The organism is Escherichia sp. KTE159, assembly GCF_000408805.1.
GTDB classification, from domain to species: Bacteria; Pseudomonadota; Gammaproteobacteria; order Enterobacterales; family Enterobacteriaceae; genus Escherichia; species Escherichia marmotae.
Genome location: NZ_KE137292.1, coordinates 835,666 through 860,028 on the forward strand (window position 1 = coordinate 835,666; position 24,363 = coordinate 860,028).

A 24,363-nucleotide genomic window follows, 5' to 3' on the forward strand; every position below is an offset into this window, starting at 1 on the left:
CAGTATGGAATCTAATAATGGGGAAGCCAAAATCCAGAAAGTGAAGAACTGGTCTCCCGTGTGGATATTTCCTATCGTCACGGCGCTTATAGGAGCGTGGGTTCTTTTTTATCATTACAGCCATCAGGGGCCGGAAGTGACCCTGATCACCGCGAATGCGGAAGGGATAGAAGGTGGCAAGACCACTATTAAAAGCCGTAGTGTTGATGTCGGCGTGGTTGAAAGCGCCACACTGGCTGATGATTTGACGCACGTTGAAATCAAAGCGCGTTTGAACGCAGGTATGGAAAAACTGCTGCATAAAGATACCGTTTTTTGGGTAGTAAAACCGCAGATTGGTCGCGAGGGCATTAGCGGCCTGGGGACTCTGCTGTCAGGGGTTTATATTGAGCTGCAGCCTGGGGCGAAAGGGGGCAAGCAGACGAGATACGATTTGCTTGATTCACCACCGCTGGCTCCGCCGGATGCGAAAGGGATTCGGGTGATACTCGACAGTAAAAAAGCCGGGCAACTTTCTCCGGGGGATCCGGTGTTATTCCGCGGCTTTCGGGTTGGCTCGGTGGAAACCAGCACGTTTGATACCCAAAAACGTAATATTAGTTACCAGCTCTTTGTTAACGCGCCTTACGACCGACTGGTGACCAGCAATGTTCGCTTCTGGAAGGACAGTGGCATTGCGGTTGATCTCACGTCAGCGGGAATGCGCGTGGAGATGGGTTCGTTGACAACGCTACTCAGCGGCGGCGTCAGCTTTGACGTGCCTGAAGGGCTGGATTTAGGGCAGCCTGTTGCACCGAAAACAGCATTCGTTTTGTATGACGATCAGAAGAGCATTCAGGATTCGCTGTACACCGATCACATTGATTATCTGATGTTCTTTAAAGATTCGGTACGCGGCCTGCAGCCTGGCGCACCAGTGGAATTCCGTGGTATTCGCCTGGGTACAGTAAGTAAGGTGCCTTTCTTTGCGCCGAATATGCGTCAGACATTTAATGATGATTACCGTATTCCGGTACTCATTCGCATTGAACCGGAACGACTGAAAATGCAGCTTGGCGAAAATGCGGATGTCGTTAAGCATCTCGGAGAGTTGTTGAAGCGTGGTTTACGTGGATCGCTGAAAACCGGAAATCTGGTTACTGGCGCACTCTATGTTGATCTCGATTTCTACCCGAATACGCCAGCGATAACTGGGATCCGAGAGTTTAATGGTTATCAGATTATCCCGACCGTTAGCGGCGGCCTGGCGCAAATCCAGCAGCGACTGATGGAGGCGTTGGATAAGATCAACAAACTTCCGTTGAATCCGATGATTGAGCAGGCGACCAGCACGCTGTCGGAAAGCCAGCGCACGATGAAAAACCTGCAAACTACGCTGGATAGTATGAACAAGATTCTGGCCAGCCAGTCGATGCAGCAGTTGCCGACGGATATGCAGTCAACGTTGCGTGAGCTGAATCGCAGTATGCAGGGCTTCCAGCCCGGCTCCGCAGCTTACAACAAGATGGTGGCGGATATGCAGCGTCTTGATCAGGTCTTGCGTGAATTGCAACCAGTGCTGAAAACGCTCAATGAGAAGAGCAACGCGCTGGTATTTGAAGCGAAGGACAAAAAAGATCCAGAGCCGAAGAGGGCGAAACAATGAAAAAGTGGCTAGTGACGATCGCGGCACTGTGGCTGGCCGGATGCAGCTCCGGCGAAATCAATAAAAACTATTACCAGTTACCTGTTATGCAGAGCGGTACGCAAAGTACCGCCAGCCAGGGTAATCGCCTGTTATGGGTAGAGCAGGTCGCAGTTCCTGACTATCTGGCGGGGAATGGCGTGGTTTATCAAACCAGCGATGTGAAGTATGTGATTGCCAACAACAACCTGTGGGCCAGCCCACTAGATCAACAGTTGCGCAACACCCTGGTCGCCAACCTGAGTACGCAACTGCCTGGTTGGGTGGTTGCCTCCCAGCCTTTGGGAAGCGCCCAGGACACGCTCAACGTAACCGTAACTGAGTTTAACGGCCGCTATGATGGCAAGGTTATTGTCAGTGGCGAGTGGCTATTGAATCACCAGGGACAACTGATCAAACGGCCGTTCCGTCTGGAAGGGGTACAAAATCAGGATGGTTACGATGAAATGGTCAAAGTGCTGGCTAATGTCTGGAGTCAGGAAGCCGCTGCTATTGCGCAAGAGATAAAGCGTCTACCTTAATTATAAATATTTGTAAATATAACCGTCTCCGGCATGTTGCCAGAGGCGGTTTTTTTGTGCAATTCGCAGTAAAAAACTTGTTCCGCTTCACATTTTTTGTACAACCAACATGTCCGTGTGGCTCACAAATATGACAGTGGCGTGAATTTTGCGCATTGACGGCAGTTATGATTCGCGGTATTGCTTAACTGTGATTGCACATTTAGTAATCACTGTTTTCTTTTCCACCAGAAACCAGTATGAGGGAAACGAGGCATGAAGAGACAAAAACGAGATCGCCTGGAACGGGCACATCAACGTGGTTATCAGGCCGGCATCGCCGGACGCTCAAAAGAAATGTGTCCCTATCAGACGCTGAATCAAAGGTCAGAATGGCTGGGAGGCTGGCGAGAAGCCATGGCGGACAGGGTAGTTATGGCCTGATTCTGTCTCTTTAAAAAGAAACCTCCGCAATGCGGAGGTTTCGCCTTTTAATATGCAGCCTGATTTAAATCAGAATGCAGAAGTATCCTGGAACAGACCAACTTTCAGATCGCTGGCGGTGTAGATCAGACGACCATCAACCAGTACTTCGCCGTCTGCCAGACCCATGATCAAGCGACGGTTAACAATGCGTTTAAAGTGAATACGATAGGTCACTTTTTTTGCCGTAGGTAGAACCTGACCAGTGAATTTCACTTCGCCTACGCCCAGTGCGCGGCCTTTACCTTCGCCGCCCAGCCAGCCCAGGTAGAACCCTACCAACTGCCACATGGCATCCAGGCCCAGACATCCCGGCATTACCGGATCACCGATGAAGTGACAACCGAAGAACCACAGATCCGGGTTAATATCCAGTTCTGCTTCAACATACCCTTTGTCGAAGTTGCCACCGGTTTCGGTCATTTTGACCACCCGATCCATCATTAGCATGTTCGGCGCTGGCAATTGCGGGCCTTTTGCGCCAAACAGTTCACCGCGACCAGAGGCAAGAAGGTCTTCTTTTGTATAGGATTCGCGTTTATCTACCATGTTCTCTGTAAGCCTTATTTTATTGAAGCACGCAGGATAGCTAACACGTGTACGCTGAACAAGTCCGATCAGTTCGGAATAAACCAGTTCAGCCAACGTAATGGCCACGGAAAACGGTGACGACCTTCCTGTTGCGATGCTTGCGCAATACGCTCCTGTATGGTCTGCATCAACGTCGTCTGGCCTTCGCCATCCCACATCAGATTTAATAATAAAGGCAGTGCATCAGTGACATCGTCCACTGCCCAGATTGTGAATTTGCCTTCCTCAACCGCCTTCACCAGTTCGCTGTGAAGACTCAAATGGCGAACGTTAGCCGTAGGGATAATCACGCCTTGTTTACCACTTAACTCACGCTGTTGGCAGATAGCGAAGAAACCTTCAATTTTCTCATTTAAACCGCCGACTGGCTGGGCGCGACCGAATTGATCCACCGAACCTGTGATAGCGATACTCTGATTCACCGGTACATCGGCAAGGGCGCTTATCAGGGCGCAGAGTTCAGCCATTGAGGCGCTATCGCCATCCACTTCGCTATATGACTGCTCAAAAGTCAGTGATGCCGAGAAAGGGATCTGTTGCTCGAGCTGCAGTTCCGACATCAGGAACGCCTGCATGATCATCATCCCTTTAGCGTGTATGTTGCCGCCAAGCTCGGCTTTGCGTTCGATATCGGTAAATTCGCCGTCGCCTATATGCACAACACAGCTAATACGAGAAGGTTCGCCAAAAGCGCGCGGATGGCCCGGAAATTCGATAACCGAAAGAGCGTTAATCTGCCCAACGCGTTCACCTTCGGTTTCGATCAGGATCTGCTCCTGAAGGATCTCATCCTGCATCCGTTCGGCAAGGAATCCTTCGCGCCATTCCCGCTGTTGTAGCATCAAGTTTAGCTGCTCGCCGGTAAAGCTATCGCCTTCGCATAAGGATGCGACTTCTTTACACTGGCGCAGGATCCACTGCGGTCCAAGCGGCAGAGTTTCTTGATCACCTGTGTAGCGGGTGGCTTCGCGGATAAGCACAGGCCAGGCATCGGCACCAGGCGCAGGTAACTGGTTATGTCGGGCGATAAACGTAACCCACCGACACCACTGGCTTACTGATCCCGCATCGACAATCTGGAGGGTATCTTCAAATTCACTATAAATAGCCTGCTCAGACAGTTCCGGCTCCATCTCCTGAAAATCAGCCAATGACTCGCGTTCACCGACCAGAATGACTTTAAGCTTCAGCGGTATTGAAGGAACAGAGACAGGGAGGGGGCGCGACTCATCAAACGCTACCCAGTCAAAACGTTCGCGCTTGACGATATTTTTCAGCCGCATCCACAGCAGAGGTTGTGCCAGCAGTGTACGCAAGGAGATGATTAAAATACCGCCATTTGCCTGATGCACCAGCCCTGGTTGCAAGGTAATGTCGCCATTAAACTGGCGAAGGCAGCCAAAGAGTTGTTCCGCTTCCACCCAGTCAGCAATGACGACTTGCGTTAGTGTTGCGAAATTATCATTTGCGCTAACGGCGTTACGTAAGCGAATGGTGTGGCCGGAAATCTCATAGTGACCGCCCATCAGTTGGCCTGCATCGCTTTGTAGCGTGCTTGCGGCATCGGCAATGAAATTCAGATACTCGGACTCTTCCGGGGCTTTCGCCAGCATAAAAGAGGATGATGCTCGGGCGTGCAGTAACTGTTCCAGCGCAAATTGCAGCCGCGGTTGAATGTCACTGAATAAAGGCTCGTTTTCGTCAATCAAATGTGGCTGTGCAAATACTTCCTGATAGCTTTCGGTATCAGGGACTAAGTCACGCCATGCAAGTTTCGTAATGGTCAAAGTTGATGTTTTTTAGTCTGTTGTCAAAGATGCGATTATACCGTAACCGACACTTCAGCACACGTGGAAAGCGCTGACAAAAGACCAGGCATTCACGCTAAAGCATCACAGGATGCGAGATTCTTTTCATCCCACAGTTAAAAAACTGATATTCTGTAAAGAGTTACAGGGTAACATTGAGATCGCTATGAAATATCAACAACTTGAAAATCTGGAAAGCGGTTGGAAATGGAAGTATCTGGTGAAGAAACACCGTGAAGGGGAGTTAATCACCCGTTACCTGGAAGCCAGTGCCGCCCAGGAAGCCGTTGACGTGTTGCTATCGCTGGAAAATGAACCCGTGCATGTTAATGGCTGGATTGAAAAGCATATGAATCCGGAGCTGGTCAATCGCATGAAGCAGACCATTCGGGCCAGACGGAAACGCCATTTTAATGCGGAACATCAGTACACACGTAAGAAATCAATTGATCTGGAATTTATTGTCTGGCAACGGCTGGCAGGTCTTGCGCAGCGTCGCGGTAAAACGCTTTCCGAAACGATTGTCCAGCTAATTGAAGATGCAGAAAACAAAGAAAAATATGCGAATAAAATGTCTTCTTTGAAGCAGGATTTGCAGGCCTTGCTGGGTAAGGAATAACTTGCAAAGATTATTTACTTTACTGAAGACGAAAAAAACCCCGCGTGAAGCGGGGTTTTTTATCAGACGAGAACTTAAGCCTGCGGCTGAGTTACAACGTCTTTGATACCTTTAACTTCGATCTCTACGCGACGATCCGGAGCCAGGCAGTCGATCAGTGCAGCGCGCTGTTTCACGTTGTCACAGGTGTTGCCGGTAACCGGGTTGGATTCGCCCATACCACGTGCAGAGATTTTGTCAGACGGGATACCTTTAGAGATCAGGTAATCAACGACGGACTGAGCACGACGCTCGGACAGAGCTTGGTTGTAAGCGTCAGAACCGATGCGGTCAGTGTAACCCAGAACAACTACGGAACCGTCTTTCGGATCCAGGTTGCTCAGTTGGCTGTACAGCTGATCCAGAGCAGCCTGACCTTCCGGTTTCAGGGTTGCTTTGTTGAAGTTGAACAGAACGTCAGACTTCAGAGTGAAGTGCTTGGTCTGTACTTCCGGTGCCGGAGCTGGAGCCGGAGCAACTACTGGAGCTGCTTCGCCCTGACCGAAACGGTAGGAAACACCCAGGCTCAGCAGGCCGTTGTCCGGACGAGTGCCGATGGTGTGTGCGTCACCGATGTTGTTGGTCCACTGGTATTCCAGACGGGTAGCGATTTCAGGAGTGATCGCGTACTCAACACCACCTGCGAATACCGGGGAAACGCCGGTGTCGTGGTCTTTATAGGATGCGCCACCAGGTACGTTAGCCTTGGTGTCCGCACGCCATACCATACCACCCAGACGAGTGTAGATGTCCAGATCGTCAGTGATTGGGTAACCCAGTTTAGCGGTCAGTTGAACGCCCTGAGCTTTGTATGCGCCATTGATGTTGTCGCCTTTGTACGGCATACGACCTAACCAGTCGTAACCCATTTCAAAGCCAACATACGGGTTAACCTGGTAACCACCAAAAGCACCTGCACCCAGTTGGTTTTCGTGGGTCGGACCATTGTTAGGAATGAAACCAGTGTCATGGTACTGGGACCAGCCCAGTTTAGCACCAGTGTACCAGGTGTTATCTTTCGGAGCGGCCTGCGCTACGGTAGCGAAACCAGCCAGTGCCACTGCAATCGCGATAGCTGTCTTTTTCATTTTTTGCGCCTCGTTATCATCCAAAATACGCCATGAATATCTCCAACGAGATAACACGGTTAAATCCTTCACCGGGGATCTGCTCAATATTAACTCTACCGATATCTTCGGCTTATGCCGAGCACCCCTGGCGATGTAAAGTCTACAACGTAGTTGAAAACTTACAAGTGTGAACTCCGTCAGGCATATGAAAAAAAAGATTTGTATAAGGTACGTTTAACCTTTTTTGTTAACGATAATTTACAGCATAAAATCGCGGAAACCGCTTCAGACAAGCCTCCGCAGGGAAAATGAGCCATGAGTGAAATCATCAGCCGGACGGTAAAAAAAGTTCCAGGATTAATCCTAAATTTACTTAATGATACAAATTAGAGTGAATTTTTAACCCGGAAAGTTGTCTCGTGGCGTGAGAGGATGCGCTTACTGGACGCATAATGAACCCCATTGCGTTACCTTCATTGGCGGCATCCACAAGTTCAGCATGTTCTTCTTCTGTCAGATCATCTGCTAACCAACCGATCACCACGCTGTAATTTCCTGTGCGTAATGCGCGAACCATTGATTCCACTGTGTGGCAAGGGGAAAGCTGGTTGATCTGCATCACTTTCGTTAAAGGTAGTCCAGCAGCCTGAACCCATTCACGACTCAATTTTTGTTGTGGCGTTAACCATAACTGCCAACGCGATTGTTGGCCGAGTTGTTGTAATAATGGCAAAAGCAAGAGTTGCGTCATCATGGGCTGATCTTCGCGATAGACAACTTCACTAATTAGCCCAGCTGTAGTGTTTTCCGTAGAGACACGCGCGATTTTGCTTGTTGCGGATGAGAACAACGAAGAACGATGTGCATAGCCTGAAGTGTACATAATCAATCCAGCCCTGTGAGTTACTGTATAGATATACAGTACATCCGGTGACAACAAAGATCAACCCTATTTTCGGAAAGTGCCTCGCAAATTTTGTCGTTGGTGGCTGGAAAACATAAATTAATCTTGCCCCTTGAGAATAAGTTGCCTATTTTCGTATTTAACGGATCCGTTAATGTGAATCATTCTTTTATATTATGATTTTAAAAGGAATTTTATGAAAAGCCTCTCCTATAAGCGGATCTATAAGTCACAGAAATACCTGGCAACGTTGGGCACAATTGAATACCGATCATTGTTTGGTAGTTACAGTCTGACCGTTGACGACACGGTATTTGCGGTAGTTTCTGATGGTGAGTTGTATCTTCGGGCTTGTGAGCAAAGCGCACAATACTGTGTAAAATATCCGCCAGTCTGGCTGACATATAAAAAGTGTGGACGGTTCGTTACCCTCAATTACTATCGGGTTGATGAAAGTTTATGGCGAAATCAACTGAAGCTGGTACGTCTGTCAAAATATTCTCTCGACGCAGCGCTTAAAGAGAAAACTACACGTAATACCCGGGAAAGACTGAAAGATTTGCCCAATATGTCTTTTCATCTGGAAGCGATTCTCGGGGAAGTGGGGATTAAGGATGTACGGGCGTTACGTATACTTGGGGCGAAAATGTGTTGGTTGCGGCTGCGGCAGCAAAATAGTCTGGTGACAGAAAAGATCTTGTTTATGCTTGAAGGCGCAATTATCGGTATTCATGAAGCAGCGCTCCCGGTGGCACGCCGCCAGGAGCTTGCTGAATGGGCTGATTCTATTACGCCAAAGCAGGATTTTCCTGCGGAACTTGAGTAATCCTGTGCTGCAGGCGGCCAATTTCTGGCAGTAATGCAATCAATAACCCGATTTGTTGTACAACCAGAGGCTCCTTGCTGTCTGCTCGCGGCTCAAGTTGCTGCATCCGTTGTTTCAGGCCTGCTAATGCCTGATTGACGCGTTCTTCATCGGCAGGTTGATGATGTAGCGCGTCATCAACGTAGCAAACAGCATCATCAAGAAACGCCAGAATTTCAGGATTAGTTAACTGCTCACGGTGTGCGCCGAGGGCTGAGATGTAGCTGGTGAATGTATGGTTGAGACACAGTAACCGGAACGCGTCTTCGCGAATTTGCGGTGTAACGTTCGGTTCGCTGGACATATTCGACACTACTGAAGCCAGCTCTGCATCGCGGTTGTGGGCATCGCGGCGGGCAATACGATACGCCAGACGGTTATCACGTCCCTGATGATATTGCTCGAGAATGGCATCGAGATAGCGGCAGTTGGCCTCGGTCGCGCGTTCAAGCATCCTGGGCAGATTGCGGAAACGCCAGTCTGGCCAGATGTAACTTACCGCTGCCCATGCTATGGCACACCCGATTAGCGTATCGATTACGCGTGGCAGCGCCACTTCAAAACCCTCACCCAGCAGATTGAAGCACAGCAGCACCAACAGCGTAATGAACATCGTTGCATGAGCGTATTGCACGTTACGGAAGGCGAAAAAGAGCACGCCGGTAATGACCAGGAGCACCAATTGCCCTTCCAGTGATGGAACAAACCACAGCACTGGAATACCAATCGCAATACCCACCAACGTACCAATAATCCTTAACTTCAGGCGGTGGCGCGTGGCGTTATAGTTTGGCTGGCAAACAAACAGGCTGGTCAGCAAGATCCAGTAACCGTGATGCATCCCGGTTATCTGAATGATGGCGTAGCCGACGCACAACACCAGTGACATCCTTACCGCGTGGCGGAAGAGGGCGGATTCCGGCGTAAAGTTACGGCTAAGGCGCAGCCAGATATCACTTAATCCGTGTGGGCTGTCGTCGGCAAGTTGGCTTTCAGTATCGTTATGCGGCATCGCCTGAGCTTGCTCTGATTCAATCGTCGCCAGTTGAGCATCAATGGCGCGTAAGTTTGTCAGCAGAAATCCCAACGTTTTTAGCAAATCAATCGGCGCACCGTTATCGCGCATCCGCTCAAGCGCTGCGTCAATGTGAGTGAAGGCGCGTTCAAAATGCGGGTCGTGTTGGTAAGGCTGACGCAGCAAAATACAGCGTGACAGTTGCTGGCAAGCTTGTCCCTGCATTGACATCAGCCGCTGGAAACGGAACAGCACGTCGCTGTGGCGAAAATGTTCCCGCAACGTTTGATATTGAATATGAGAAGAGCTGGCACGCTCGTGGATATCTTGCGCCACAAAGTAGTAATGTAATGTGCGACGCGTTCCCCGTTGACCACGATCGCCGCGTAAGCGAGTCAGCAATGAGAGCTTCGTCTGGTTCAGCGTCGCCATTAGTTGCCCGTTGGCGAGAGCCAGTTCGTAGAGCGGCGCCTGGCTTTCGTCTTCTATATCGGGATCGAACATGCGTGATTTCAGTTCCAGATAACGTGCCAGTTGTTCATAGCAACGCGCCAGATTGTCCTGCAATGGGCGGACAGGGAACAGCAGATGGCCGATAAGCGTCAGGATGTTGTACCAGACGGCTCCTGCAAGCAGATACATAGGCTGTTGATACCAGTGCTCATACAGAGATGTTCCCAGCATGGTGTAAATGGCTATCAACAACGCGCCAAAAGCGATAGTCGCGTAGCGTTGCCCCAGTCCGCCGAGCAAAATGAAGCCGCTGGTGGAGAGCGTTAAGCCAATGGCAAACAACCAGGGCCACGGGAACAACAGTTCTACCGAGGCCGAAGCGATAAAAAAGCAGAACAGCGTAATGATGAGGTTACGCAGACGTCCCGCCAGCCGGTCATCGAGATCGGTCAATGCCGCCGCAACCATTCCGAGTGTCAGCGGAATCGTCAGTTTTACATCACCCAGCCACCACGGAAACGCAGTAGTACCGCAAAGTGCGATAAAAATGCGGGCGTAATACAGCCAGGCGCTGTTCCAGGTATAGCGTTTGAGCAAAGGGCTTAGCATAAAGGCCATAAAATTAGATTATTCGAAACGGCGGCGCGCATTCGCTTCACGCGCAGCTTGAGCTGTTTCCACAGAAACTACGCGGCGACCTACCGGCCACAGTGCAATAGCGGCAATTTTAAAGTTCGCAATGCCGACAGGAATACCGATGATGGTGAGGCATTGCGCAATACCAGAAGCAATATGCATTAAGCATAACCACCAGCCGAAGAAAATCAGCCAGAAAATATTCAGTACGGTGCCGCCCGTGTTGAGCAACACATTTTTACCCGCCGGATTCAGTTCATCGACATGAATAGCTTCATTGCCGTAGGGCAACAACGAAAGTTTAGTGATTTCCCAGCAGGAACGAGTCAGCGGTAAGGTAAAAATCAGCACAATACTGACAAGGGTCGCTAACAACCAGGCCAGGGTAGTGGCGAATCCGCCCAGGACAAAGTTCAGAATGTTCAAAACGGTACGCATAAAACCTCGCTTTACTGTGGTTTTCAGTAATGGGCGGCAATTGTAACGTTTTTTTGGGCTGGAGCACGTTTTCTCTGACGGTTACACTGATAAGAAATAACATCGTGTGGATCTACAGAGACATGGAACTGAAAGCGACAACTCTTGGCAAGCGTCTGGCACAGCACCCTTACGATCGGGCGGTGATCCTCAATGCCGGGATAAAAGTTTCCGGCGATCGTCACGAATATCTCATTCCTTTCAATCAATTACTGGCGATTCACTGTAAGCGCGGTCTGGTGTGGGGCGAGCTGGAATTTGTGTTGCCTGATGAAAAAGTAGTGCGTCTGCACGGCACCGAATGGGCTGAGACACAGCGTTTTCACCATCATCTTGATGCTCACTGGCGGCGGTGGAGCGAGGAGATGAGCGAAATTGCGGCCGGCGTCTTACAGCAGCAACTCGATTTGATTGCCACGCGCACCGGCGACAATAAATGGCTGACGCGGGAGCAAACTTCTGGCGTACAGCAACAAATTCGCCAGGCTTTGTCGGCGTTACCGTTGCCGGTCAACCGGCTAGACGAATTCGATAACTGTCGTGAAGCGTGGCACAAATGTCAGGCCTGGCTGAAAGATATTGAAGGCAGTCGGTTGCAGCATAATCAGGCGTACACCGAAATCATGCTCAATAAGTATGCGGATTTTTTCCGTCAGGTTGAGTCTTCACCACTTAATCCGGCGCAGGCTCGTGCAGTTGTCAATGGCGAGCATTCGTTATTAGTACTTGCTGGCGCAGGAAGCGGAAAAACGTCCGTGCTGGTAGCGCGAGCCGGCTGGTTGCTGGCGCGCGGCGAAGCGTCTCCTGAGCAAATCTTATTGCTGGCGTTTGGCCGAAAAGCGGCTGAAGAGATGGATGAGCGTATTCGCGAACGGCTCCATACTGAAGACATTACCGCACGCACGTTTCATTCACTGGCGCTGCATATTATTCAGCAAGGTAGCAAAAAAGTACCGACAGTCAGCAACCTGGAAAATGATACTACTGCCCGTCATGAACTCTTTATTGCTGAGTGGCGCAAGCAATGCAGCGAGAAGAAAGCGCAGGCGAAGGGCTGGCGGCAATGGCTGACGGAAGAAATGCAGTGGTCAGTGCCAGAAGGTAACTTCTGGGATGATGAAAAATTGCAGCGTCGTCTCGCATCTCGCCTCGATCGCTGGGTAAACCTGATGCGGATGCACGGTGGTGCACAGGCTGAAATGATTGCCAGCGCGCCCGAGGAAATTCGTGACTTGTTCAGTAAACGCATCAAGTTGATGGCTCCCTTGTTGAAGGCGTGGAAAAGCGCACTGAAGGCAGAAAATGCCGTTGATTTTTCCGGTTTGATTCATCAGGCCATTGTAATCCTTGAGAAAGGCCGCTTTATCAGCCCGTGGAAACATATTCTGGTCGATGAGTTTCAGGATATCTCACCGCAGCGCGCCGCTTTGTTAGCGGCATTACGCAAGCAAAACAGTCAGACGACGTTGTTCGCCGTTGGCGATGATTGGCAGGCCATTTACCGCTTCAGCGGGGCGCAAATGTCGCTCACCACGGCTTTCCATGAAAACTTCGGTGAAGGCGATCGCTGTGATTTAGATACTACTTATCGTTTCAACAGCCGTATCGGGGAGGTGGCGAATCGCTTTATCCAGCAAAACCCCAGTCAACTGAAAAAGCCGCTAAACAGTTTAACCAATGGCGACAAAAAAGCCGTTACTCTGCTGGAAGAGAGCCAGCTTGATGCTTTGCTGGATAAACTGTCTGGTTATGCCAAACCGGAAGAGCGCATTCTGGTGCTGGCGCGTTACCATCATTTGAAACCCGTCAGTCTGGAAAAAGCGGCGACGCGCTGGCCGAAGTTGCAAATTGACTTTATGACGATTCATGCCAGCAAAGGGCAACAGGCGGATTACGTCATCATTGTTGGTTTGCAGGAGGGGAGTGATGGCTTCCCGGCTGCGGCGCGTGAGTCGATTATGGAAGAGGCGCTATTGCCGCCAGTGGAAGATTTCCCTGACGCCGAAGAACGGCGGTTAATGTACGTTGCGCTGACTCGTGCAAGGTATCGGGTATGGGCATTGTTCAACAAAGAGAATCCTTCTCCCTTTGTCGAAGTCCTGAAAAAACTGGATGTTCCGGTGGCGAGAAAACCGTAAGAAACAGGTGGCATTTGCCACCTGTGCAATATTATTTCAGGCGTTCCGCGAGATAACGCTGATAATCCGGGATCAGAATATCCACGGCGTCGTTGAAATGCGGCGACTGGATGATGAAATCTGCCGTTGCTACGTTGGTAGCGACCGGAATGTTCCACACTGTCGCCAGACGTAGCAATGCTTTCACATCGGGATCGTGCGGCACGGCGTTTAACGGGTCCCAGAAGAAAATCAGCACATCAATTTTCCCTTCAGAAATTAATGCGCCGACCTGCTGGTCACCGCCCATTGGGCCACTTAGCATGGCATTAACGTTCATTCCTGTTGCGCGGGAAATTAAGTTACCCGTGGTGCCCGTTGCATAAAGCTCGTGCTGCTCCAGAAGCGGTTGATGCCGCCCCACCCAGCTCATCAGCGTTTGTTTGCAGTGATCGTGTGCCACCAGCGCAATATGTTTCCGCGCAGGTAAAGTGCGAGTCGTCAGTTCCATAATTTACATCCGTAGTTAGCTTTCCTACAGATTACTGTAAGCACTTACCGCTGCAAGATAAAGACCGAAAAAGCCTGCGCGCAGGCACAAAAATATCAGGACGATGGTTGTTTTTCCGCCCATTGCAGGAAGGTATTTCGCGTTTGTGGATCAGCCAGCTTAAACCAATACTTCAGTCGTTGTTCAGTGAGCACCTGAGATTGCGGTGGAATCGCATCCAGTTCGGAAACGCCAGAAAGCAGTGTGCTGTCATCTGCCATCATGGTGGCAAATTGCGGAAGCGAGGCGCGCTTCGCAGATTTGTTATAGCGTTCAACCTCTCCTTCATAATCAATCGTTTTTGCGGTTGAGGTAATCGCCAGAATATCCAGCTTTACCGGGATCGGCGTCGCATCGCCATCTAACAATTCAAGGCGCGGAGTGGCATCAAAATGGGTCGCTTCCCGTTCATTCTCCAGACGGGGCAGGCGAAAATTCACCTGGCTGATAAGTTGGGTATTAAAACTGACGACCAGAGGTGGGGAGATATACAGACGTTCTTCATTACCAGAAAGGTTGATGGTTTTCTCGACGCGAAACACTAATTGATGCGGGCCGTTATCCAGTTCAATGCTGTCCGCGCCGCGCAGCAGAGAACTGGAAACTTTCTTGCCGTCGAGCACCAGAAGGTCAACGTCGCTGGACAGCCGCAGCGTGGTGGCAAAAACGGTCACCGGCAAACATAATACAATCAAGGTGGTCAAAATGCCGGTTTTCATAGATAGCTCCTGTCTAATGACCGCCCGAATAATAATGTATCAAAATTTTTCTTTAATCATACTTACTAACATATAGACATATTTCCATCTTTTGCTCTCATACATTCGTATTAGCTGCATGGTTGGTATGTCGGTATTGTCGTACACTTTGGTAAATAGTCTGGAGGAAATGATGAAAGAAACCGATATTGCAGCCATTTTAACGTCCACTCACACCATTGCGCTGGTAGGGGCAAGTGATAAACCTGACCGTCCAAGTTATCGCGTAATGAAATATCTGCTTGATCAGGGCTATCACGTCATTCCTGTCTCACCAAAAGTCGCCGGTAAAACGCTGCTGGGCCAGCAGGGTTACGGTACGCTGGCGGAAGTTCCGGAAAAAGTAGATATGGTAGATGTCTTCCGTAATTCAGAAGCTGCGTGGGATGTAGCGCAGGAAGCTATCGCCATCGGTGCGAAAACCTTATGGATGCAGCTAGGGGTGATTAATGAGCAAGCTGCGGTACTGGCGCGGGAAGCTGGGTTAAATGTGGTAATGGATCGTTGCCCGGCCATTGAGATCCCTCGTCTGGGGCTGGCTAAATAAAAAAATCCCCGGAAGGCAAAAACCTTCCGGGGATTTTATGGGGATTAGTTACGCAGACGCGGTGCCTGGAGTTGCTTGCGGATCGTCTGCGCCAGCTCATCCATTGACGGCTGCTCTGGATGTTCATCCTGCAATTCGCTACTTAGCTGGGCTTCAGCCAGGTAGGTATGAACCGGTAGGCCGTTGTCATCCTCCATCACCACGTGATACCACGGAGCGGCGCGAAGCTCATCGTTCACCGCCAGCTCATCAGGTGACGGTTCAGAGAGCGAATAAACCGGGTCGATATCCACGACCACTCCGAGATAACCTAACAGGGAATGGCGGACCTGCTGGCCGATACCGAATTTGCTGGCAATCATAGTCACCTCCCGGGAAATCTTCACCTTTGATATAAGGACAGAATTCCACATTTCAAGTTACATGACGCGACAGGCAAACCCTTTCAGATATAGCCCTTCCGGGTAGGTAGCGATCACCGGATGATCGGCTGCCTGACGGAACTGCTCTATAAATTGTATATCACGACCGGCATCAATTGCGGCATCAGCGATGATTTTCTGAAATAAATCGCTGGTCATCAGGCCAGAACAGGAAAAAGTCAGAAGAACACCGCCCTCATTCAATAACTGAATTGCCAGCATGTTGATGTCTTTATAGCCGCGGCACGCGCCCATTAGCTGACTTTTGTTCTCAACAAACTTCGGCGGATCCATCACGATAACGTCAAATTTTTCACCGCGATCGCGGTAGGTGCGCAGTAATTTAAAGACGTCATCGCGCACAAACTCAGCTTTGCTCAAATCGAGTTTGTTTAGCTCAACGTTTTTCCGTGCGATATCCAGTGCTTCCTGTGAAGTATCGACACTGACCACCTGGCTACAACCGCCCATCAATGCCGATACTGCGAATCCACCGGTATAAGAGAAGCAGTTCAGCACGCGTTTATTTTCTACATAGCGGCGTGTTGCCAGGCGACTGTCACGCTGGTCCAGGTAGTAGCCCGTTTTGTGCCCGTGTTGAATGTCCACCAGTAGCTTCATGCCATGTTCTTCAATAGGCAGCAGGGCAGGTGGCAGCTCGCCGGTTACTGGCCCCTGGGTCAGCTCCATCCCCTCTTTTTTACGTACTGCCACGTCGCTACGATCGTAAATCGCGCATTCCGGATAGAGCGTTTGTAGGGCGCTGATTAATGCTGCGCGCTGATACTCCGCGCCTGCACTCAGCAGTTGCAGCACCAGAAAATTGCCGAAACGATCAATAGTAATACCCGGCAGGCCGTCAGACTCACCGGCGATTAAACGATAGCTATCGAGACCATCTTTTTTCGCCAGCCAGTCGCGCCACTTTTGCGCCTGTTGTAAGCGGCGGGTGAAAAAGGCAATGTCGATGGATTCTGACGGATCAAACGTCCAGACACGAGCGCGGATTTGCGACGCTGGCGAATAAGCGCCGCGTGCTAACCATTTTCCCTGATGATCAACAATATCGATGGTTTCACCGAGGCTGGCTTTACCTTCCATACGTGCGACGGCACCGGAAAAGACCCACGGATGGCGACGAAGTAATGATTTTTCGCGCCCTTTGGCTAACACTAAACGTACACTCATAATTTACTATTCTGTCGATGCAAAGAAATGGGCGTCATTGTCCGGAGTTTTCCATGGATTTGCAACGCGTCCATTAAGGATAAGGAGAGCGGTGATGTCGAAAGTATGCATAATTGCCTGGGTTTACGGGCGAGTTCAGGGGGTAGGGTTTCGTTATACCACTCAGTACGAAGCGAAAAGGCTAGGGTTAACCGGCTACGCAAAAAATCTTGATGATGGCAGCGTGGAAGTGGTTGCCTGTGGTGATGAAGGGCAGGTGGAAAAATTAATGCAGTGGTTAAAGAGCGGCGGTCCGCGTTCAGCCCGCGTGGAACGGGTGCTTAGCGAACCGCATCATCCTTCTGGCGAATTAACGGATTTTCGTATCCGTTAAATGCATTTCACGGGTTTCGGCAGGCCGGCAATTTTGGTGGCTTGCTTTGCCGGGCCTTTCGGGAACAGTCGGTACAGATAGCGGCTGTTACCTTTTTCTTCGCCAAACTTATTCGCCATCGCTTTTACCAGCATACGAATCGCCGGAGACGTATTAAATTCCAGGTAGAAGTCACGCACAAAGCGCACTACTTCCCAGTGTTCAGGCGACAGCGTAATCCCTTCCTTTTCGGCAATCACGGCTGCCAGAGGTTCGCTCCACAGGCTACTCTCTTTGAGATAGCCTTCGGTATCGGTCTCTATCTCTTTACCTTCGAAGATCAACATATTCATTTACTACCTTAGTCAGACTGGCTGCAGTGTAGCAAAAAACAAAGCCCCGCATAAAGCGAGGCTCTGTAAGTGGTATCGGGCGAGATTAATCGCGGCTGGCGAAGCCAAGAATGCTCAACAGGCTCACGAAGATGTTGTACAGCGACACATACAGACTCACCGTGGCACGAATGTAGTTCGTTTCACCGCCATGAATGATGTTGCTGGTTTCAAACAGAATCGCGCCAGAGGAGATCAGAATAAATACCGCACTGATTGCCAGATGCAGGGCAGGCAGTTGCAGGAAGATATTCGCTACCATTCCAATCAACACCACCACAATACCGGCCATCAGCATACCGCCGAGGAAAGACATGTCTTTGCGGGTGGTAAGCACATACGCAGAGCAGCAGAAGAACACTAATGCTGTGCCGCCCAGCGCCATAGCGATTACGTCGCCCATTCCGGCAGACAGGTAAGTGTTCAGAATCGGGCCGAGGATATAACCGAGAAAACCGGTAAAGGCGAACGCGGAGATAATCCCGGTTGGTTTGTTGGCAGTTTTATAGGTCAGGAACATCAGACCATACATCCCTACCAACGTCAGAATCAGGCCCGGAGATGGCAGCATCAGAACCGTACTGGCCGTCGCGGTAATTGCCGAAAAGGCCAGCGTCAGGCTCAGCAGAAAATAGGTATTACGCAGCACCTTATGGGTGCTAAGTAGTGATGTACGGTCATGTGAAGAACTAACTATACGATCCATGGAGTCACTCTCTATGACAGGTGTAATTAATAAAGCAGCATAATGATATTGCCGAAAGCTACCCAGAGGTTTTACCCATCTTTACGCATTTGATCTGGAACAGATTTAGCAAAGACGAGTTTAACCATTGGGAATGGTATAACGGCATGGTGATTTTGACAGGTAAAAGAAAAAGGGGTTAGCATTTAGCTAACCCCTTATCTTATTTGGCGGAAGCGCAGAGATTCGAACTCTGGAACCCTTTCGGGTCGCCGGTTTTCAAGACCGGTGCCTTCAACCGCTCGGCCACACTTCCGGAATGACGCGAACTATAAACATCCCGATGCGTCGTGTAAACCCCCAATTTGTTTGTTTGCCTGAAAAACAGCCAAAATGGTGTTGTTTGCGTGAAATAACAGCAATTTGGGTGTTTCGTCGCCATAAAAACCACTCGTAATCTTCCTGCGCCAGGCTTTTAGGAAAATAAGATCCATTTTTATCGCTAAAAGATAAATCCACACACTTTGTATTGTTTTGTGCAAAACGTTCACTACGCTTTATTAACAATACTTTCTGGCGACGTGCGCCAGTGCAGAAGGATGAGCTTTCGTTTTCTGTCTCTCTCGTGAAGCGATAGTTTACCTTGCTACAGGGACGTCGCTTGCCGACCAAAAGCGCCCGGCACTTCAGTCGGTGTCGCAAGGAGAAGAGACGTGCGATATGAATAATGAGGAAACCTTTTACCAGGCTATGCGACGTCAGGGGGTTACCCGGCGGAGTTTTCTTAAATATTGCAGTCTGGCTGCCACCTCGCTGGGATTAGGCGCGGGGATGGCACCGAAGATTGCTTGGGCGCTGGAGAATAAACCGCGCATTCCGGTAGTGTGGATCCACGGTCTGGAATGTACCTGCTGCACCGAATCTTTTATCCGTTCTGCTCATCCGCTGGCGAAGGATGTCATTCTTTCCCTTATTTCTCTCGACTACGACGATACCTTAATGGCTGCCGCTGGTACTCAGGCGGAGGAAGTCTTTGAAGATATCATCACGCAATACAACGGCAAATATATCCTTGCAGTAGAAGGTAACCCGCCGCTGGGCGAGCAGGGGATGTTTTGTATCAGCAGCGGTCGGCCGTTTATTGAGAAACTCAAACGTGCCGCTGCGGGGGCCAGCGCAATTATTGCCTGGGGAACCTGCGCGTCCTGGGGCTGCGTACAAGCCGCTCGCCCCAATCCGACGCAGGCAACGCCTATCGATAAAGTCATTACCGACAAACCAATCATTAAAGTCCCTGGTTGCCCGCCGATCCCGGATGTGATGAGCGCCATCATTACTTATATGGTGACGTTTGATCGCCTGCCAGATGTCGACAGAATGGGGCGTCCACTGATGTTCTACGGTCAACGTATCCACGATAAATGCTATCGCCGCGCCCACTTTGACGCTGGTGAGTTTGTCCAGAGTTGGGACGATGACGCCGCTCGCAAAGGTTACTGCCTGTACAAAATGGGGTGTAAAGGGCCAACCACCTATAACGCCTGCTCCTCAACCCGTTGGAATGATGGCGTCTCCTTCCCGATCCAGTCCGGTCACGGTTGCCTGGGCTGTTCTGAAAATGGTTTCTGGGATCGCGGCTCATTCTACAGCCGCGTGGTCGATATTCCGCAGATGGGAACGCACTCTACCGCCGATACCGTGGGCTTAACCGCGCTTGGCGTCGTGGCTGCGGCTGTTGGCGTACATGCAGTCGCCAGCGCGATTGACCAGCGCAGACGTCATAACCAGCAACCAGCAGAGACCGAACAACAGCCAGGCAACGAGGATAAACAGGCATGAGCACTCAGTATGAAACTCAGGGATACACCATCAATAATGCCGGACGTCGCCTGGTGGTCGACCCGATCACGCGCATCGAAGGTCATATGCGCTGTGAAGTGAATATTAACGATCAGAATGTGATCACCAATGCTGTCTCCTGCGGCACGATGTTTCGCGGGCTGGAGATCATTTTGCAAGGCCGTGATCCGCGTGATGCGTGGGCGTTTGTTGAACGTATCTGCGGCGTCTGCACCGGCGTACACGCCCTGGCTTCGGTTTACGCCATTGAAGATGCTATTGGCATCAAAGTGCCGGATAACGCCAATATCATTCGCAACATTATGCTGGCGACGCTCTGGTGCCACGACCATCTGGTGCACTTTTATCAGCTCGCCGGAATGGACTGGATCGACGTACTTAACGCGCTGCAAGCCGACCCGCGTAAAACTTCCGAACTGGCGCAAAGCCTCTCCTCGTGGCCGAAGTCTTCCCCTGGTTACTTCTTTGATGTGCAAAATCGACTGAAGAAATTTGTCGAAGGCGGGCAGTTAGGGATCTTCCGCAACGGCTACTGGGGGCACCCGCAGTACAAACTGCCACCAGAAGCCAACCTGATGGGCTTTGCTCACTATCTCGAAGCTCTCGATTTCCAGCGTGAGATTGTCAAAATCCACGCGGTCTTTGGCGGTAAAAACCCGCATCCCAACTGGATTGTCGGCGGGATGCCTTGTGCCATAAATATCGACGAAAGCGGTGCGGTCGGGGCGGTTAATATGGAGCGCCTGAACCTGGTGCAGTCGATCATTACCCGCACGGCGGACTTCATTAATAACGTGATGATCCCCGACGCCTTAGCCATCGGCCAGTTCAACAAACCGTGGAGTGACATCGGCACTGGCCTTTCTGATAAATGCGTCCTCAGCTACGGTGCGTTCCCGGATATCGCTAACGACTTTGGCGAGAAAAGTCTGCTGATGCCTGGCGGTGCGGTGATCAATGGCGATTTCAAAAACGTACTGCCAGTGGATTTAGTTGATCCGCAGCAGGTGCAGGAATTTGTCGATCACGCCTGGTATCGTTATCCCGACGATCAGGTCGGGCGTCATCCGTTCGATGGTATCACCGACCCGTGGTACAACCCCGGCGACGTTAAAGGTAGCGATACAAACATTCAGCAACTGAATGAACAGGAGCGCTACTCGTGGATCAAAGCGCCACGCTGGCGCGGTCACGCGATGGAAGTAGGGCCGCTGGCTCGCACGTTAATCGCTTACCACAAAGGCGATGCTGCGACCGTTGAGTCGGTTGATCGGATGATGTCGGCGCTGAACCTGCCGCTTTCTGGCATCCAGTCGACGTTAGGCCGCATTCTGTGCCGCGCCCATGAAGCTCAGTGGGCTGCAAGTAAGTTACAGTACTTTTTCAACAAGTTAATGACCAACCTGAAAAACGGCAATCTTGCCACCGCCTCCACCGAAAAATGGGAGCCTGCGACCTGGCCGAAAGTGTGCCGTGGCGTCGGCTTTACTGAAGCACCGCGTGGGGCTTTAGGTCACTGGGCCGCTATTCGCGATGGCAAAATCGATCTCTACCAGTGTGTGGTGCCGACCACCTGGAACGCCAGCCCGCGCGATCCCAAAGGGCAAATTGGTGCTTATGAAGCCGCACTGATGAACACCAAAATGGCGATCCCCGAGCAACCGCTGGAGATCCTGCGTACCCTGCACAGCTTCGACCCGTGCCTCGCCTGTTCAACGCATGTGCTGGGCGACGACGGTAGCGAACTGATCTCCGTGCAGGTGCGCTAACAGCGAAGGAGAATCATCATGCAAGAGAAAAGCGACAACGTTATCAGCCACTATGTCTTTGAAGCGCCCGTGCGGATATGGCACTGGCTGACGGTGCTGTGCATGGCGGTATTGATGGTCACCGGCTACTTTATCGGCAAGCCGCTGCCTTCAGTCAGTGGTGAGGCGACGTATCTGTTCTATATGGGCTACATCAGGCTAATACACTTCAGCGCCGGGATGATTTTTACCGTCGTCTTGCTGATGCGGATCTACTGGGCGTTTGTCGGCAATCGCTACTCACGCGAGCTTTTCATCGTGCCGGTATGGCGCAAAAGCTGGTGGCTGGGCGTGTGGTACGAAATCCGCTGGTATCTGTTTCTGGCAAAACGCCCGAGCGCTGACATTGGCCATAACCCCATCGCGCAGGCTGCGATGTTCGGCTATTTCCTGATGTCTGTTTTTATGATCGTCACCGGTTTTGCGCTGTACAGCGAACACAGCCAGTACGCCATTTTTGCGCCGTTTCGTTATGTAGTGGAATTTTTCTACTGGACGGGCGGCAACTCGCTGGACATTCATAGCTGGCATCGGCTGGGCATGTGGTTGATTGGCGCATTTGTGATTGGTCATGTTTATATGGCGCTGCGTGAAGACATCATGTCCGACGACACGGTGATCTCCACGATGGTGAACGGCTACCGTAGCCACAAATTTGGAAAAATGAGCAGCGACAAGGAGCGTTCATGAGCGAGCAACGTGTAGTGGTAATGGGGTTGGGCAACCTGCTGTGGGCCGATGAAGGTTTCGGTGTGCGGGTGGCGGAACGGCTGTATGCCCATTATCACTGGCCCGAAAACGTGGAGATTGTCGATGGTGGTACTCAGGGGCTGAACCTGCTGGGGTATGTTGAAAACGCCAGCCATCTGTTGATTCTCGATGCTATTGATTACGGGCTGGAACCTGGAACACTACGAACATATGCCGGAGAGCGCATTCCGGCATATCTCAGTGCGAAGAAAATGAGCCTGCACCAGAACAGTTTCTCCGAAGTATTAGCGCTGGCAGATATCCGCGGACATCTGCCAACACATATTGCCCTCGTCGGGCTACAACCGGCAATGCTCGACGACTACGGCGGTAGCCTTAGCGGGCTTGCGCGGGAGCAACTGCCTGCAGCGGAACAGGCGGCGCTGGTGCAACTGTCGGCGTGGGGAGTTGTGCCGCAACGGGCGGAGGAATCGCGTTGTCTCAATTATGACTGTCTGTCGATGGAAAATTACGAAGGTGTTCGCTTGCGTCAGTATCGGATGACGCTGGAGGAGCAGGGATGATTAACGACTCACCTTTTAGTGCGTTGTGGCAACGTATGCTGGCGCGTGGTTGGACGCCGATCACTGAGCCTCGTCTCGATCAGTGGCTTATGCAAGCGCCGGATAGTGTGGTGCTGTTAAGCAGCGATCCGAAACGTACTCCTGAAGTCAGTGATAATCCGGTGATGGTCGCAGAGCTACTGCGTGAGTTTCCAGATTATGCATGGCAGGTGGCAATTGCCGATCTTGAGCAAAGTGAAGCCATCGGAGACAGATTTAGTGTTTTTCGTTTTCCAGCCACATTAGTGTTTACTGATGGTCATTATCGCGGCGTATTGAATGGCATTCACCCGTGGGCAGAGCTGATAAACCTGATGCGCGGCCTTGTCGAATCAAAACAGGAATGTGATTCATGAGTGAGACTTTTTTCCATCTGCTGGGGCCAGGAACGCAACCTGATGATGACAGTTTCAGCATGAATCCGCTGCCAATTACCTGTCAGGTGAATGATGAACCGAGCATGGCGGCACTGGAGCAGTGTGCTCATAGTCCACGGGTGATTACGCTGTTAAACGATCTACAGCATCAACTAACGCAACGCGTACCGCCATTAGGCGAGGTGCTGGCCGTCGATCTGTTAAATCTCAATGCTGATGATCGCCACTTTATCAATACGCTTCTCGGAGAAGGGGAAGTGTCAGTGCGCATCCAACATATTGACGGCAGTGAAAGTGAAATTCAGGAGGCGATCTTCTGCGGATTGTGGCGAGTACGCAGGCGTAGCGGTGAGCTGTTGCTGGAAGACCGGCTGGAGACAGGCTGCGCGCCGCTGCCGTTATGGCAGGCGGCAACGCATAATACGCTGCCGACAGATTCGCTGCTACCACCGCCCATTGATGGTCTGATGAACGGACTGCCGCTGGCTCATGAATTGCTGGCGCATGTGCGTAATCCTGAGGCGCAGCCACATAGTATTAACCTGACGCAGTTGCCTGTCAGCGAGGCTGACAGGTTATTTCTCTCGCGGCTGTGCGGGCCGGGTAATATCCAGATTCGCACTATTGGCTATGGCGAGAGCTATATCAACGCCACCGGTTTGCGACATGTCTGGCATTTACGCTGTATGGATACGTTAAAAGGCCCATTACTTGAGAGTTATGAAATCTGCCCGATACCGGAAGTTGTGCTGGCAGCGCCGGAAGATTTGGCGGACTCCGCGCAGCGGTTGGGCGAGGTGTGTCAGTGGCTTATAGAAAGCGCGCAACAGTGAAAATGGCGGCAAATATC

26 protein-coding genes and 1 tRNA gene are annotated in these 24,363 nt (G+C 51.0%); 14 read left to right on the plus strand and 13 right to left on the minus strand.

Annotation, left to right across the window (positions count from 1 at the left end; translation table 11 throughout):
* Positions 1-4: 4 nt before the first annotated feature.
* From pqiB to rmf, 3 genes are all read left to right on the plus strand, one after another.
* A complete protein-coding gene (gene pqiB / locus A31E_RS17585) occupies positions 5-1,645 on the plus strand; it encodes an intermembrane transport protein PqiB (protein ID WP_000445524.1) in 1,641 nt (546 codons plus the stop codon).
* Positions 1,642-2,205, plus strand: a complete 564-nt coding sequence (pqiC, locus tag A31E_RS17580; protein WP_001516130.1) for a membrane integrity-associated transporter subunit PqiC — start codon at positions 1,642-1,644, stop codon at positions 2,203-2,205. The genes pqiB and pqiC overlap by 4 nt, the downstream gene beginning before the upstream one ends.
* A gap of 255 nt (positions 2,206-2,460) precedes the next feature.
* On the plus strand, positions 2,461-2,628 hold the full coding sequence (gene rmf / locus A31E_RS17575; RefSeq protein WP_000828647.1) for a ribosome modulation factor: 168 nt from the start codon (positions 2,461-2,463) through the stop codon (positions 2,626-2,628).
* A 69-nt stretch (positions 2,629-2,697) separates the two neighbouring features.
* Here the strand turns inward: rmf and fabA are convergent, their stop codons facing one another.
* Both fabA and A31E_RS17565 read right to left on the minus strand, forming a co-directional pair.
* Complete coding sequence (gene fabA, locus A31E_RS17570; protein WP_000227927.1) at positions 2,698-3,216, minus strand: bifunctional 3-hydroxydecanoyl-ACP dehydratase/trans-2-decenoyl-ACP isomerase; 519 nt, start codon at positions 3,214-3,216, stop codon at positions 2,698-2,700.
* A 68-nt stretch (positions 3,217-3,284) separates the two neighbouring features.
* Positions 3,285-5,045, minus strand: coding sequence for an AAA family ATPase (locus A31E_RS17565; RefSeq protein ID WP_000156540.1), 1,761 nt, complete (start codon positions 5,043-5,045; stop codon positions 3,285-3,287).
* Positions 5,046-5,232: 187 nt separating this feature from the next.
* Between A31E_RS17565 and matP the strand changes: the two genes are divergently transcribed.
* A complete protein-coding gene (gene matP / locus A31E_RS17560; RefSeq protein ID WP_001516131.1) occupies positions 5,233-5,685 on the plus strand; it encodes a macrodomain Ter protein MatP in 453 nt (150 codons plus the stop codon).
* A 74-nt stretch (positions 5,686-5,759) separates the two neighbouring features.
* Here the strand turns inward: matP and ompA are convergent, their stop codons facing one another.
* Positions 5,760-6,812, minus strand: coding sequence for a porin OmpA (gene ompA, locus A31E_RS17555; protein ID WP_001516132.1), 1,053 nt, complete (start codon positions 6,810-6,812; stop codon positions 5,760-5,762).
* A gap of 355 nt (positions 6,813-7,167) precedes the next feature.
* Entirely contained in the window at positions 7,168-7,677 is a 510-nt protein-coding gene (gene sulA / locus A31E_RS17550; protein ID WP_000288698.1) for an SOS-induced cell division inhibitor SulA, read from the minus strand.
* A gap of 217 nt (positions 7,678-7,894) precedes the next feature.
* Between sulA and sxy the strand changes: the two genes are divergently transcribed.
* Positions 7,895-8,524: a CRP-S regulon transcriptional coactivator Sxy gene (gene sxy, locus A31E_RS17545; protein WP_016248561.1), complete on the plus strand. Its 630-nt coding sequence runs from the start codon at positions 7,895-7,897 to the stop codon at positions 8,522-8,524.
* Here the strand turns inward: sxy and yccS are convergent.
* Both yccS and A31E_RS17535 read right to left on the minus strand, forming a co-directional pair.
* Positions 8,487-10,649: a YccS family putative transporter gene (yccS, locus tag A31E_RS17540; RefSeq protein WP_000875016.1), complete on the minus strand. Its 2,163-nt coding sequence runs from the start codon at positions 10,647-10,649 to the stop codon at positions 8,487-8,489. The genes sxy and yccS overlap by 38 nt on opposite strands.
* A 9-nt stretch (positions 10,650-10,658) precedes the next feature.
* Positions 10,659-11,105 (minus strand): YccF domain-containing protein, encoded by a 447-nt coding sequence (locus tag A31E_RS17535; protein ID WP_001261229.1) that lies wholly within the window; start codon positions 11,103-11,105, stop codon positions 10,659-10,661.
* Between the two features lie 122 nt (positions 11,106-11,227).
* Here A31E_RS17535 and helD point away from each other — a divergent pair, with 122 nt between their 5' ends.
* Complete coding sequence (gene helD, locus A31E_RS17530) at positions 11,228-13,282, plus strand: DNA helicase IV (RefSeq protein WP_001516134.1); 2,055 nt, start codon at positions 11,228-11,230, stop codon at positions 13,280-13,282.
* Between the two features lie 31 nt (positions 13,283-13,313).
* Here helD and mgsA read toward each other — a convergent pair whose 3' ends face one another.
* Both mgsA and A31E_RS17520 read right to left on the minus strand, forming a co-directional pair.
* Positions 13,314-13,772 carry a methylglyoxal synthase gene (mgsA, locus tag A31E_RS17525; RefSeq protein ID WP_001516135.1) on the minus strand — a complete coding sequence of 153 codons (459 nt, stop codon included), beginning with the start codon at positions 13,770-13,772 and terminating at the stop codon, positions 13,314-13,316.
* 95 nt (positions 13,773-13,867) lie between these two features.
* A complete protein-coding gene (locus A31E_RS17520) occupies positions 13,868-14,530 on the minus strand; it encodes a DUF2057 family protein (protein WP_000847778.1) in 663 nt (220 codons plus the stop codon).
* A gap of 172 nt (positions 14,531-14,702) precedes the next feature.
* Here A31E_RS17520 and A31E_RS17515 point away from each other — a divergent pair, with 172 nt between their 5' ends.
* Positions 14,703-15,116 carry a CoA-binding protein gene (locus A31E_RS17515; protein WP_001516136.1) on the plus strand — a complete coding sequence of 138 codons (414 nt, stop codon included), beginning with the start codon at positions 14,703-14,705 and terminating at the stop codon, positions 15,114-15,116.
* Between the two features lie 44 nt (positions 15,117-15,160).
* Here the strand turns inward: A31E_RS17515 and hspQ are convergent, their stop codons facing one another.
* Together hspQ and rlmI are read right to left on the minus strand one after the other, a co-directional pair.
* Entirely contained in the window at positions 15,161-15,478 is a 318-nt protein-coding gene (gene hspQ, locus A31E_RS17510; RefSeq protein WP_001295356.1) for a heat shock protein HspQ, read from the minus strand.
* A 57-nt stretch (positions 15,479-15,535) separates the two neighbouring features.
* Complete coding sequence (gene rlmI / locus A31E_RS17505) at positions 15,536-16,726, minus strand: 23S rRNA (cytosine(1962)-C(5))-methyltransferase RlmI (RefSeq protein WP_000116311.1); 1,191 nt, start codon at positions 16,724-16,726, stop codon at positions 15,536-15,538.
* A 94-nt stretch (positions 16,727-16,820) separates the two neighbouring features.
* Here rlmI and yccX point away from each other — a divergent pair, with 94 nt between their 5' ends.
* Positions 16,821-17,099 (plus strand): acylphosphatase, encoded by a 279-nt coding sequence (gene yccX / locus A31E_RS17500; RefSeq protein ID WP_016248563.1) that lies wholly within the window; start codon positions 16,821-16,823, stop codon positions 17,097-17,099.
* On the opposite strand, the gene tusE is transcribed toward yccX, so the two are convergent.
* The 3 genes from tusE to A31E_RS17485 form a co-directional block, all read right to left on the minus strand.
* Complete coding sequence (tusE, locus tag A31E_RS17495; RefSeq protein ID WP_010376933.1) at positions 17,096-17,425, minus strand: sulfurtransferase TusE; 330 nt, start codon at positions 17,423-17,425, stop codon at positions 17,096-17,098. The genes yccX and tusE overlap by 4 nt on opposite strands.
* A gap of 91 nt (positions 17,426-17,516) precedes the next feature.
* Positions 17,517-18,176: an FtsH protease modulator YccA gene (yccA, locus tag A31E_RS17490; RefSeq protein WP_000375136.1), complete on the minus strand. Its 660-nt coding sequence runs from the start codon at positions 18,174-18,176 to the stop codon at positions 17,517-17,519.
* 207 nt (positions 18,177-18,383) lie between these two features.
* A tRNA-Ser gene (locus tag A31E_RS17485) sits at positions 18,384-18,471 on the minus strand.
* Positions 18,472-18,875: 404 nt separating this feature from the next.
* On the opposite strand from A31E_RS17485, the gene hyaA reads away from it, so the two are divergent.
* The 6 genes from hyaA to A31E_RS17455 are packed head-to-tail and all read left to right on the plus strand — an operon-like array spanning position 18,876 to position 24,346.
* Complete coding sequence (gene hyaA, locus A31E_RS17480) at positions 18,876-19,994, plus strand: hydrogenase 1 small subunit (RefSeq protein ID WP_001516139.1); 1,119 nt, start codon at positions 18,876-18,878, stop codon at positions 19,992-19,994.
* The gene (hyaB, locus tag A31E_RS17475; protein ID WP_016248564.1) at positions 19,991-21,784 is read left to right on the plus strand and encodes a Ni/Fe-hydrogenase large subunit; all 1,794 of its coding nucleotides are present in this window, start codon (positions 19,991-19,993) and stop codon (positions 21,782-21,784) included. The genes hyaA and hyaB overlap by 4 nt, the downstream gene beginning before the upstream one ends.
* Positions 21,785-21,802: 18 nt before the next feature.
* Entirely contained in the window at positions 21,803-22,513 is a 711-nt protein-coding gene (gene hyaC, locus A31E_RS17470; RefSeq protein ID WP_001156752.1) for a Ni/Fe-hydrogenase b-type cytochrome subunit, read from the plus strand.
* Complete coding sequence (gene hyaD / locus A31E_RS17465; RefSeq protein WP_016248565.1) at positions 22,510-23,097, plus strand: hydrogenase 1 maturation protease; 588 nt, start codon at positions 22,510-22,512, stop codon at positions 23,095-23,097. The genes hyaC and hyaD overlap by 4 nt, the downstream gene beginning before the upstream one ends.
* Positions 23,094-23,492, plus strand: coding sequence for a hydrogenase-1 operon protein HyaE (gene hyaE / locus A31E_RS17460; RefSeq protein ID WP_001516141.1), 399 nt, complete (start codon positions 23,094-23,096; stop codon positions 23,490-23,492). The genes hyaD and hyaE overlap by 4 nt, the downstream gene beginning before the upstream one ends.
* Entirely contained in the window at positions 23,489-24,346 is an 858-nt protein-coding gene (locus A31E_RS17455) for a hydrogenase expression/formation protein (RefSeq protein ID WP_000004881.1), read from the plus strand. Before hyaE ends, A31E_RS17455 begins: the two co-directional genes overlap by 4 nt.
* Positions 24,347-24,363 lie beyond the last annotated feature (17 nt).